Annotated in this window: 9 protein-coding genes; 3 read left to right on the forward strand and 6 right to left on the reverse strand. The window is 59.1% G+C overall.

Going from position 1 to position 12503, the window contains the following annotated elements; translation table 11 throughout:
- From NDO75_RS06510 to NDO75_RS06520, 3 genes are all read right to left on the reverse strand, one after another.
- Complete coding sequence (locus NDO75_RS06510) at positions 1–636, reverse strand: MaoC/PaaZ C-terminal domain-containing protein (protein ID WP_310905335.1); 636 nt, start codon at positions 634–636, stop codon at positions 1–3.
- A 244-nt stretch (positions 637–880) separates the two neighbouring features.
- The gene (locus NDO75_RS06515) at positions 881–2086 is read right to left on the reverse strand and encodes an NAD(P)/FAD-dependent oxidoreductase (protein ID WP_310905336.1); all 1206 of its coding nucleotides are present in this window, start codon (positions 2084–2086) and stop codon (positions 881–883) included.
- A 351-nt stretch (positions 2087–2437) separates the two neighbouring features.
- Complete coding sequence (locus NDO75_RS06520; RefSeq protein WP_310905337.1) at positions 2438–4735, reverse strand: copper-translocating P-type ATPase; 2298 nt, start codon at positions 4733–4735, stop codon at positions 2438–2440.
- Between the two features lie 195 nt (positions 4736–4930).
- Here NDO75_RS06520 and NDO75_RS06525 point away from each other — a divergent pair, with 195 nt between their 5' ends.
- Positions 4931–5425, forward strand: coding sequence for a DUF411 domain-containing protein (locus NDO75_RS06525; RefSeq protein ID WP_310905338.1), 495 nt, complete (start codon positions 4931–4933; stop codon positions 5423–5425).
- Between the two features lie 137 nt (positions 5426–5562).
- Here the strand turns inward: NDO75_RS06525 and NDO75_RS06530 are convergent, their stop codons facing one another.
- Positions 5563–7536, reverse strand: coding sequence for a PAS domain S-box protein (locus NDO75_RS06530; RefSeq protein ID WP_310905340.1), 1974 nt, complete (start codon positions 7534–7536; stop codon positions 5563–5565).
- Positions 7537–8047: 511 nt separating this feature from the next.
- Between NDO75_RS06530 and NDO75_RS06535 the strand changes: the two genes are divergently transcribed.
- Both NDO75_RS06535 and NDO75_RS06540 read left to right on the forward strand, forming a co-directional pair.
- A complete protein-coding gene (locus NDO75_RS06535; RefSeq protein WP_310905341.1) occupies positions 8048–8188 on the forward strand; it encodes a hypothetical protein in 141 nt (46 codons plus the stop codon).
- 4 nt (positions 8189–8192) lie between these two features.
- On the forward strand, positions 8193–9176 hold the full coding sequence (locus NDO75_RS06540) for a putative sulfate exporter family transporter (RefSeq protein WP_310905342.1): 984 nt from the start codon (positions 8193–8195) through the stop codon (positions 9174–9176).
- Between the two features lie 527 nt (positions 9177–9703).
- Here the strand turns inward: NDO75_RS06540 and NDO75_RS06545 are convergent.
- The gene (locus NDO75_RS06545; protein ID WP_310905343.1) at positions 9704–10054 is read right to left on the reverse strand and encodes a hypothetical protein; all 351 of its coding nucleotides are present in this window, start codon (positions 10052–10054) and stop codon (positions 9704–9706) included.
- A 555-nt stretch (positions 10055–10609) separates the two neighbouring features.
- Entirely contained in the window at positions 10610–11878 is a 1269-nt protein-coding gene (locus NDO75_RS06550; protein ID WP_310905344.1) for a saccharopine dehydrogenase NADP-binding domain-containing protein, read from the reverse strand.
- Between the last annotated feature and the right edge of the window lie 625 nt (positions 11879–12503).

Below are 12503 nucleotides of genomic sequence, written 5' to 3' on the forward strand. Positions count from 1 at the left end.
TCACTCTGGGAGAGGGTCGATCAGCACCGTTGCCGTCCCATCAAGGACGATCTCGTCAGTGTCATTTTCGATGCGCGTGGTGAGTCGGTACCGGTCGTCTTCGAGTTCGTTGACAATTTTACACTGGGCCGTCAGCGTGTCACCGATATCGACCGGGCGACGGAACTCGAGATTCTGCGAGAGGTAGATCGTTAGGCCCGGAAAGCACGCGAGGGCCGCACTGATGAGTCCCGAGACGAGCGTCCCGTGGACGATACGACCGCCGAAACGAGTTCCCTCGGCGAACGAGTCGCTAAGGTGAAGCGCGTTCGTATCCCCGGTCGCCTCGGCGAACATCAGTACATCGTCGTCGGTGAGCGTCTTCCGGAACTCGACGCGATCGTCAACGTGTAACGATCCCGGTTCGGCGATGAACAGGTCGAATTCCCCACCCGCACGACCGTAGGGCAAACGCGGTATCGGAACACTGCTTGCCTCGCTCAGATGTGGATGTGGCTCGTCGAGGAATCGCTTTGGGTGCTCTTCAAAGAAGTCTTGGCAGTCAGTTGAACAGAAGTAGTACGTCGTTCCCTCGTACTTGGCAGTGATCTCATCTCCGTTACTCGCTTGCATGCCGCAGACTGGATCGACGGGCATACTAACTGTATTACCGGATTGAACATAAGTATCGGTCGAGCAGGACCACTGTCTGCCACCGTTTAATTCATGCTACGGCAACGGGGTCCGTCAATAACCGACATCAGCTCTTCCCGAACCCTATCGACAAATCGTACGGAGGAAACTAGGGACAAACCTCCGCGTGGTTTACGCCGAGTAGCGGAAGAACGTCTGTGAAGCGGACAGTTCCTACGTAACCGAAGCCTGGAATGCGCGTGCCTGTCTACTGGACATGCCGCAGTAAGGCCGGTGCCTTCAGGAGGTCCTTCGGCCTGAACGGATAAAGGGACATAAGATCGCGAATCGTTAAGTCGTACCGTTGCAGTCGTCTCGCTTGCTCATCGGACAATCGACCGACGTTCCGGACGAACGCGTTCTGCTGATCGGCGTCAAAGTCGTAGAGCAGTTCCCCGACTATCCGTTGGATCTTCCATTTCGATCCCCTCTCCCTGTTCCATCGCTCCTCGTATGCCGAGAGTGTCCCGCGAGAGGTATCTCCCTCGTAGAGCGCTTCTAATACGATATCGGCCGCCATCTCTGCGGACTCCATTCCGGGTCGAATTCCCTCGCCGAACAGGGGATTGAGGCTCGAAACCGCATCTCCGATCGCGACGATGCCGTCTCCCGCCCGTCGATTGATCGAGTTGTCGGACTTGACTACGCCCGCGTGTACGGCATGGATCTCGTCGACTTCCCAGCGTGAATCGGCCTCTGCCCAGTGGCGGACATATGAATCGATTTTCTCCTTATCCTCGGGCCGATGCTGTTCATAGAAGTCATTCACCCAACAAACGCCGGTTTTAAAAACCTCGTCACCCGCTGGGAAGACCCACGCGTATCCTCCGGGGGCGAAGTCGTGATCGAATCGGAACAGCATTGAGTCACAGTCGAAGGCTCCTCGTGCCTGGAACTCCATTCCGATCCCCCGCTGCGCAGCCTCGGAATCCCACATCCCGAGCTGGGTTGTCAGTACGCCAGCGGGACCCGTTGCATCGACGACGATATCTGCGTAGAATTCTTTGACGGAACCGTTCTGGGCAGCCCGAACACCGACTACGGCTCCGTCTTCGAGGATTGGCTCGGTAACGCGCGTCTCGGTGAAGATGGTAACATCCTGTTCCTCGGCATCGTCACCAAGAAACTCCAGGAACGCGGGAAAGTCGAGCACGTAGTTCGGAATCGGGAGGCGTTCGCTTGCTTCGGGCCCCTCGAAGACCACGCTGGAAGTGGTATCCAGTATGACGGACTCTGGAATGTCGTATCCCTGTACGACCTGGTGGAAGGTACCGCCGGTTGACTTGTCGTTGTCAGAGAGGTGTGCGTTCCGCTCGAGGAGCACGACCGAATACGTAGACCGGTGTCCGAGTTCTCTTGCAAACTGGAGGCCTGCCGGCCCACCGCCAGCAATGATGACATCATATGCTGCCATCCATGACTACAGTATATAGCCGAAATGAGGAATAGTCTCTGTCTGCTGGAACGCGTCCCCGGAACGATTTCGCAGCATCAGATACGATTCGAAACCGATTATAGTGTCGTATTGATCCGCAGTTCGATCGCCAGATAGGGCGACGCAAGAAATGATGCACAAGGGTGAACAAGCGACTCGAGTGCAAAAGACACCATCCGTGCTCGCCCTTTCGGCATCGCTACTGCGGTAGTACTCGAATTGAATTTCAGCGACTCCTTTTCCCAGAGAAGGTTTGAGCCGTATAGTTGCCAAGTTCCTACCAGCCTCTTCATCCACCAGTCTCTTGTTCTGCCGCCGGTCCGTGACCGACTAGTCTGCCGGTTGGGCCTTCCCTGTCGGCGAGACACCGGGGAGACTCGGCACGGAGAGATCGACCCGACGGAGCAACTGTGCGTTGATCGCGACGATAACCGTACTCAGTGACATGAGGAGTGCGCCGACCGCCGGCGACAACAGGATGCCGATCGGAGCGAGCACGCCCGCGGCTAGCGGAATGGCGAACACGTTGTAGCCCGCGGCCCAGACGATGTTCTCCTGCATCTTCCGGTAGCTCGCCTTGCTCAGTTTCACGAGCCGGACAACGTCCATCGGGTTATTCTGAACGAGGATGACATCGGCCGACTGAACGGCGACATCCGTTCCGCTTCCGATGGCAATGCCGACATCCGACCGGGTCAGTGCGGGCGCGTCGTTCACGCCATCACCAACCATCGCCACGAGTTTCCCTTGGTCTTGGAGCTCCTGGACCTTTTTGTCCTTATCCTCGGGCAGCACTTCGGCGAAGACCGTGTCGATACCCAGTTCGTCGGCCACCGCATTTGCCACATCTCGAGAGTCGCCGGTCAGCATCGCCACTTCGATGCCGAGTTCATGAAGTGCGTCGACAACTCGGTAGCTCTCCTCACGGATCACGTCGGCCATGGCGAAGGCGGCTATCAGGTCCCCTTCCCGAACGAGATAGACGACGGTCTGTGCGTTCCCGCCGGCCTTATCGGCGAACGTTCGTAGGGAGGACGGAACGTCGTTCTCGAGGTGGTCGAGGAGGTTCGGACCGCCGACGTAGAGTTCGTCGCCATCGACGTTCGCTCGGACTCCTCGTCCTTTCATCGCCTCGAAATCGTCTGCAGCGGGTACGTCGACGCCTCGATCGGCAGCCGCTACCCGAATGGCCCGTGCGATCATGTGCTCCGAGTCACTCTCGACCGCCGCGGCGAGCGCCAGCGCGTCGTCCTCGGTGACGCCGTCGACGGTCGCCATGTCGGCCACGCCGTGTTCCCCTTTGGTGAGCGTTCCAGTCTTGTCAAAGATGATCGCGTCCAGATTCCGCGCCTCTTCCATGGCGATGCGGTCTCGAACGAGCATCCCGTTGCGCGCAGCCAGCGACGTGTTGATCGCAACCACGAGCGGAATGGCGAGCCCGAGCGCGTGCGGACAGGCGATGACGAGGACGGTGACGACTCGTTCGATCACCGTCGCGTTGAACGACACCGCGACGGACCACGCAAGAGCGGTCACGACCGCCGCGCCGAGTGCGACGTAGAACAGCCAGCCAGCGGCTCGATCAGCGAGTACCTGTGTTCGTGACTTGCTCCCCTGGGCCTCCTCGACGAGGCGCATGATCCCCGCGAGCGTTGTCTCCTCGCCCGTTGCATCGATCTGGACTCGGAGGCTTCCGTCGCCGTTGATGGTCCCGCCGATCACCTCGTCGCCGGGTTCCTTCGAGACGGGGCGTGACTCGCCCGTGATCATCGACTCGTTTACCTCCGAATCGCCGTCCTCGACGACGCCGTCGGCGGGCACGCTCGCGCCGGGACGGACGAGAACGAGGTCTCCCTCCTCGAGTTCGCTCACTGGCACCTCCTCCGTCTCGCCGTCTTCGGTGAGCCGTTCGGCGGTGTCCGGCATGAGTTTCGCCAGTTCGTCGAGTGCGCTGGAGGCACGCCGAACCGAGCGCATTTCGATCCAATGGCCCAACAACATGATGTCGATGAGCGTGACGAGTTCCCAGAAGAACGCCGATTCCGTGGGAACGACGACGCTCGCGAGGCTGTAGACGAACGCGACGGTGATCGCCATCGAGATGAGCGTCATCATCCCCGGTGACCGGTCTTTCAGTTCGGGAGCGGCCATCCGAAGGAACGGAACTCCACCGTAAGCGAAGACGATCACTGCGAAGACGGGATTGATCCACTCGCTGCCGGGGAACGCGGGGACGGAAAAGCCGAGCCACTCCTGCAGCGCCTCGCTGTACAGCAGGACAGGGATCGAGAGCAGGGTTGAGACGAAGAATCGCCGACGGAACATCGTCTCGTGGCCCTCGTGCATCCCGCCGTGGTCGCCGTGCCCGTCGCCCTCATGTGCTTCGCCGTGGTCGTGGCCGCCGGCTCCGTGATCTTCACCGCGTTCGTGCCCATGCCCCCCGCCATGCTCGTGACCGTGTCGGGATTCGACCTTGCGTTTCGCTTCGTCGGCGTCTTCGGCCTCCTCCTCGAGCATCGACTGTTCGACCCGCGACTCTTCGTCGGTCTCGGACGGGCCGTGATCGTGATGGTGGTGGTCGTCGCCGGCCGGTTCCTCGCCATCCGGTGGGCGTTCGTGATCGTCCATGCGTGCACTCTTACGAGCCAGTACGGCATCCGGCGTGATGGATGTATGGTGTCTCCGTAGCGGGATCCCATGTGGTATCGTTTTCGTGGGTCTCCGAAGCGGCCGGTAAATGGGTGATTTGAGCACTCACAGTCGTTCCTGTGTCGCAGGAATTGACTCGACCACGTTTAACCAGACCCGGCCTATCTGAGCGTAATGGGAGCACAGTGGACCCGTCGACGGCTGCTCAGCGTCGGTGGCACCGCCGGGTTAGTCGGTATCGCCGGATGCGCAGGCGGTGGCGACAGGAATCGGTGGAATATCGAAGAGCCGATCGCCGTCACGACCGTCCGCCAGTACAACTCGCCAGGGTGTAGCTGCTGCGAACAGTACGCGTCGTATCTCCGCGACAACGTCGACGGTACGATTACAGAGACCGTCCCTGACGATATCGACGCGATCAAACGCGAACACGGTGTCCCAAGCGATCTCCGGAGTTGTCACACGCTCACCGTGGGCGAGTACGTCGTAGAGGGACACGTCCCCGCCGAAGTGATCGCGACGCTGCTCGGAGAAAAACCCGATATCGATGGCATTGCACTCCCGAGGATGCCAGCCGGCGCACCTGGAATGCCGGGCCAGAAGGAATCCTCGTTCGTGATCTATGCGCTCGGTGGTGGTCAGACGGGAACTGAGTTTCTTACCCTGTGACACATACTAACGCTTTAAATTCCGGTAGTGCCGTCTCTGAGCACCGTCGTCTACGCCGCATAATGGACGTCACCTCGGTGAGCTAGGAGCCGAGAAAATAGCCTCGAGCAATCAAAGCATCAGTACGATACCGTCGGTCAATTGCTTTTCTCGCCCATTTCCACCGACGGGAGGGTAAACGAGAACGCCGATCCTTCACCGGGTTCAGATTCGACCCAGATCTCACCGCCATGACGTTCAACGATCCGCCGGCAGAGTGCCAGTCCGATGCCCGTCCCCTCGTGTTCCTCGTGAGAATGCAACCGTTGGAACACCTCAAAGATGCGATCCGTGTCTTCTGCGTCGATCCCGATCCCCTCGTCTTTGACTGAGATTACCCACTCCTCGCTCCGCCGGTCGGCCCCAACGTGAACCCGTGGTGGTTCGTCGCCGCTGTAGGTGAGGGCGTTGGCGAGCAGGTTCTGAAACACCTGCCGCAGTTGGCTCGCGTCACCCTCGACGTAGGGGAGATCCTCAGCGGCGATTTCGGCGTCGGCCTCCTCAATCTGGAGCTGGAGATCTTCGAGCACGTCATCGAAAACTGCGTTTAGATCCGTCGGCTCGAACGGATCGCCCCGCGTTTCGACCCGGGAATACTCGAGCAACGCGTCGATCATCTCACGCATTCGCTCGGCCCCGTCGACGGCATAGTCAAGAAATTCCTCACCATCTTCGTCGAAGGCGTCGCCGTAACGTTTCTCGAGGAGTTGCAGGTAGCTGGTGACCATTCGGAGCGGCTCCTGGAGGTCGTGTGAGACGACGTATGCGAACTGTTCCAGCCGCTCGTTCGACTCCTCAAGTTGGCGCTGATACTCACGGCGCTCTGTGATATCCTGAACGACGAGCATCCCGGCGAAGGTCTCATCGTCGGCGTTCCTGACTGGCAGGGTCTGATTAAGCAGGTGTCGATCGAGGTATTCGGTCTCAAACGTATTCAGCTCGCCTGTGAAGGTGGCGCGGAAATAGGGCTCGACTTGATCGATGAGTTCCTCCGGATAGAGGTCGTAGACGCTGCGCCCGACCCGGTCTTCAGGGTCGACGCCTTCCGCTTTCAGAAGCTGGCCACCCACGGCCGTGTAACGCAGATCCTCGTCGAACAGCGCGACCGCACCGTTCGGAAAGTTCTCAGCGAGCGTTCGGTAGCGTCGCTCGGACTCCTCAAGAGCCTGCTCTCGCTTCTTGCGTTCGGTGATGTCCTCGGCGATTCCGACGACGCGGTTTTTCCCATCGTTACGGACGAGAGTGGCCTGAACGTCAAGCCATCGAACCTCACCGTCGGTCCTGACGACACGGAATTCCTCGTCGAATCCCTCGTCTGGAAGGGCATCGTATGCCTGCGCGACACGTCGGCGATCGTCGGAGTGAATCGCCTCGAGAAACGCGGTGGGATCGTCGTATAGTGACTCACGGTCACGGTCGAAGATCTCCTCGTAGGCAGGGTTAGTGTAGAGGACCTCCCGCGTCTCGGAGTCGGATAGCCACACCACTTCGTCGAGATTCTCAGCGAGCATCCGGAACCTCGCCTCGCTCTCCTCGAGGGCCCGCTCGCGCTCTTTGCGCTCGGAGATATCACGGGCGACGCCGATTCGTTTGTCTTCGTCATCGGGCACGAGTGAAAACGTCGCCTCTGCGGGAACGAATTCACCGTCTGCCGTTCGCAACATCGTTTCCATCACTGGCTCGCCGACTCGTCCCTTCGACAGCTCCGTTTCCACTTCTCTCGCTCGTTCGATAGTCTCGTCGTCAGCGACCAACGAGACGTGTGATCCAAGCAGTTCTTCTCGGGAGTAACCAGTTAGGTCTGTGTACGCATCGTTGACCATCATGAAGTGGCCGTCCTCGTCAACTATGTAGATCCCATCGTTGACGGTTTCGACGATCGTCTTGTATCGTTTGAGCTCCTGGCTGTAGCGTTCGGCTTCGTCCCGTCGTTCCTCTGCATTCAGCGCGCGAGTCTGTGCCTTCGCGTTTTGGAAGCCCGTGGCACACCCAGCGATGCTGGCAAGCGCCGTGAGGATGAGCACGTTCTGGATGATGTTGTCGAATTCAGCGATGAGCGCAATAAGGAGCAAAATGGCGAGTATTACGCCAATCGCACCGAAACACCATTGGACGATAGTCTGGAAGCTCTCAGGCCGAATACTAGTCTGCGGCAGCCAATAGCTTGCCGCGAGGAGGATGAATCCAGAACCGCCGACCAGGATCGCGAGCAGTGTGATGTGAGCGAGTGGTTGAGTGCCAGGTACTAAAAGCGGCCAGCCGGCGGCAAGCACAATATAGAGTCCACCGAGTATGAGAAGGACCCACCTCCCGCTAACACGAGATGTTCTCTCTGGCATGGACGCTGTTGTCCTTACCTGGGGACAGATTAAGATACTCTTTGTGATTTCCTAGGCGTAACCGCGATATCGATCACATCGTAGTAGGTGCAAGCCGACAGCAGATCATTTCTAACGGCCCCTCTCGAGCAGGCGACTCCCTCGTTACTATCCGGCGTTCCCGTCTTCTATTGTGGCAATATTTTCCGACACCTACGACAGATTCGGCAATCATTAACTGTGATGGCGTCTGGACCCGGTATACATGTCGATCGATGGATGGCGGTCGGTCGTCGAACCCGGGGCCGCTCGCTGGTCGAGGCTGGAACGCGGCTGGAAGAGCACTATCGTGGCTGGAACGGTCGTCGCACTGGTCAGCACGCTCAAGATCCAGATCCCTTGGTAACGAGATGACCGTTCGTCGTCTCCTGCCGGGAGTGCTTGCCCTCTGCCTCGGCGCGGTGTTGGCGCGGACGCTCGCACTGTTGCTCGGTGCCAACGATCTTTTACTCGCCATCGCACTCGGCGCTGTCACGACGAACGTCGTCGGCGTTCCAGCACGACTCACGCCCGGACTCGTGACTCACAAGTTGTGGCTTGGAGCCGGGATCGTCTTGATGGGCGCGTCGATATCGGTCGCAACCGTCCTCGAGGTCGGTAGTCGCGTCTTCCTCGTCGTGATTGCCGTCGCTCTGCTCACACTCATCGTTGTAGAACTCCTCGCACGAACTGTCTTCGGGCTATCTGAACGGCTCAGTTCGCTGCTCGCGGCCGGTGCGAGTATCTGCGGTGTCTCGGCGGTTGTCGCGGTCGCCGGTGCCATCAGCGCGCGCGAAGATCAGGTCGCCTACGCGGCGGCGACGGTCCTCTTGTTTGACGCGATTACGATCGTCGTCTATCCGATCATCGGCGACCTGCTGGCCCTCTCGGGGACGGTCTTCGGTATCTGGGCCGGCGTCAGCATGTTCTCGACGGGGCCGGTCGTCGCAGTCGGGTTCGCCCACTCGGAGGTGGCCGGCCAGTGGGCGACGATGACAAAGCTCTCGCGAAACGCACTGATCGGCGTCGTTGCCCTCGCGTACGCGAGCTACTACGCTCGGTCCGGAGCCGGGAGCCGTCCGTCGGTGCGGACGCTCTGGGACGAGTTCCCGAAATTCGTTCTTGGAATGCTCGCGCTCGCGCTCGTCGCGAGTACCGACATTCTCTCTGCGACACAGCAGGCGTCCCTCGAACACGCCTCGAACTGGCTGTTCCTGCTCGCATTTGTCGGCCTCGGAACCGAGATTCAGCTGGCTGATCTCCGGAACACGGGGCCCGTGCCTGCCATCGTCGTTCTGCTGGCGTTGCTGGTCAGCAGCGTGGTCTCGCTCGCAGCGTTGCTACTGGTGTTCTGAAGCGCACTTTCGTCAGTGGTTGGTGCAACAACGATCAGACATAGACGAGGAGGTAGAGACTAATCTGAGTCATTCCGCTCGGCCGAACGTCGAGCCGTTCCTGTACCGCTCGCGGTTTCCAGAGACTATGTTTCGAGAAACACAGTAGGCGGCCAGCGGCGGCTGTTGGGTGCTATAGTCTGTATATGGGGACGAGTGACGATTCTAAACTACTTAGAATCGAAGTACTGTTTATATGGGTCGGGCCGAACATATTCACTGTCGCGTGCCCACAAACCACGTGACGTATCGGCGTCCAAATGCACAGGCACCCTACATTACTGACCATCCACCTGCTGTGTGACTGCGGGCGCGGCACGATCCTGTGACAACCCCACCACCGCGCCCAGGCTTATACAGAACAGTTGTGATTTGGTTCATTGGTACTGTCGTTTGCTGCATCGAGGAACAGAGTGGTTGAAGACTTCGATGGGGGTGTCTCCTACCCGAACCTTTTCAGAAAACCAAGTCTCGTAGTGGTGACGCCGTTAGTCACTTGACAGTAGTTGCCCGAAGGCTGGAACGTCGTCCGTCTGACCATTGAGATATGACTCGAGTTCGTCGAAGACATCCATCAGTACGACCTCATCCTGATCGTAGCTGACAACATCGTGTTCGGCGAGCCGTGGGAGGTGATTATGGTGAAGTTCGATAGCGATACGCTGCTGCGTTTCTTCACTGATGTTCGCTGGGCGCGTGTCTTGCTCTCGAGCAGCGAGCTTGCGAGCGAGCTCGTCAATCTTCTGTTGACCGTTACGGTTCAGCAGGGACAGGAGATGGAGGCGCTGGGAATCGGAAAGGAGTGCGTGGACAGTATCGTCGCTGAGTTGGGACGTCATTGGTAACTCTGTATTGTGACCGTACTTAGTCAAGATTTACCCCAACGTGATTTGGATCGACAGTAGCAGACGCTGTATAACACGTTAACCTTAATTTCAGGCTATATCAATGCTCACTGGTAGACGATGTAGAGGGACGTACGAGTGTCTTGTGTGGGTTGATACTGGCAAAGTCAGGATGACGGTCAGTTGTTCGTCGAGAACGTGTTACGGAGTGGAGTAACTCGGACTGGGCACCGCCAACTGGCGATACTGGGGTGCGTGCTAGGACGTACGTGACGACGATTCACACTCGTGCAGTTGACCCTGGGTTCCGGGCAACCGTGAGTGTTATCATGGAGTGACTACCGGAGTACAGGACGAATTTCGTGAACAACTCAAACCCGAGGGTAGCGTCGTCAGTCCCGACGCTGACGATTCAAGGTCGGACACCGAAGAACCGGGCTCCGGAGGAGTCACGGGTGTTCAACCAGTCGAGAACAGACCGGTGTTCGTCTTCCCTACCAATCCTCAGTAGTTGAGTGTGAGCGTGACGCGAACGCAGCGTTGAACGTCTTACGCGGGCGGACGATCCCACACGTCAACCGCCACATCCAGTCCCGCCTGGCGAAGCCTGTCAGCAAGCGGGTCACCGATACCTGAGGCCGGCGTGAGAATCCCACCCGCGAGCGGTGAGTCGGTCTGGTCGCGTACCAGGCACATCGCAGCTTCGCTGAGCATTCTCGCGGTCGCGCCGTACCCCGGATCCCAATCGGCGCTAATCTGACTCTCCACGACGAACGGGCCGTCAGTGGCGGTCCCACGGCCGAGTACGCGAACGGTGAAATACCCGTTTTCGATCTGTTCTCTCGTCGGCCCCTCGCCCGGCTCCGGGAACACGAATCGACGGAGTCCTTCTCGTATCGGTCCGAACGCCATCCCAGCAGTAGCGACCGTGAGCCCCGCCCAGACAGCGGTTGTACGTGCCAGGCCGCCGAGGCCGTCGCCCAGGGGCAGCACTTCTGTGCACTCGAACTCACGTCCCCACGGATACCCGAGTAGCGCGTTGCTGCGTCGAACGACCCGTTCGTTTATCATCGCCATCGGCGACGGAGCCGTCCACACCGATCGGAGTAGATCCTTTTTCGGTCTGGACTGTGCGCCCGGATCGACGCCGTCGCGCTCACCTTTCGGTGCCAACGAGTAGGGGTTCCGAAGCGTCTGCTGGGCCAGCGGGTCGGTCGACGCGGCACGAAACACTTCGATTGCACTGGCCATCGTGCCACCGCTCACGCTCCCGCGACTGTCCTCCAAGTAGATGTGTGCCATATCACACGGCGTCCCGAACTCGTCGATGGCGAACGATTGAACGAGTTTCGTACCGAGATCGCTTGGGATCGAGTCGAAGCCACAGCTGTGGACGATTCGAGTGCTTGCCTCGACTGCGTCGTCGTGGTATCGGTCGATCATCTCCCGCACCCAGTTCACCTCGCCCGTCAGATCACAGTAGTCCGTTTCGGCGGCGATGCATGCCTCGACAAGTGGTGTGCCATACGTCGTGTACGGGCCGACCGTCGTACAAACGACACGCGTATCTTCGGCGATGGCGTGAAGACTTTCCGGCTCGGTCGCGTCGCCGAGAACGATCGGGATGTCATCCCACGCAGAACGCCGTTTTCCGAGTGCTGTTTCCACTTCTTGGAGTCGTCTCTCGCTGCGACCGCCGAGTGCGAGCGAGAGCTGGTCCGGTGTATACTGGGCAGTGAGATACTCGGCGACGAGGCGGCCAGCGACGCCAGTTGCCCCCCAGATGACGAGGTCGTGCTGCCGGTCAGTGTTCGACACAGGTATCGGTTGCAATTAGCGATCCATGGCCTCAACTGTTGGGTGGCGGCCAGTGCGATTGCTGCTTTTGAGGAGTGCGACGTTCACAAGCGGGAACGAGTGCTACCGATCGATAAGCGCCCAGTCTGTTGGCTCAACCCCGGCACTAATCGCCCAAACGGTTCTCCTGAATGAGATCGCTGGCGTCATCTTCGGGTGGTTGTACTGGCAGCGGAGCCTCGAGGCGGCGACGGTGGCCCACGCTACATTCCACGTCCCTCTGGTGGTGCTCTCGCTCGTACAGGTCGCGCTGCTCTGATGGCGTTGTATCTCCCAATTAAACAATCGAGTACAGCAGTTAGTACAGTCGCTATACAGCATCGCTCGAGCCCGTCGCTGGTCGTCTTATTGTCTCACTCGATATGGAGTAGGTGAAACACCGCGAGCGGCACGGAAAGTGGAAAACGCCCGCTCGCGGGCATGTGTGGGGTTCGGGGGGTGTGTCGCGCCGTGGAGTACGCGACAATCGATTCAAGGCCCGCGAGCTGTTTCAATCCAACGCCAACAATCTGTGGTACTCGAATTTTTTCACTTGTCATACCACTGCCCTAGTCCATGATATAGCATAGGGCCGTGACGGGGTCAC

Origin of the sequence: Natrinema sp. 1APR25-10V2 (assembly GCF_031626495.1) — an archaeon.
Lineage (GTDB): Archaea > Halobacteriota > Halobacteria > Halobacteriales > Natrialbaceae > Natrinema.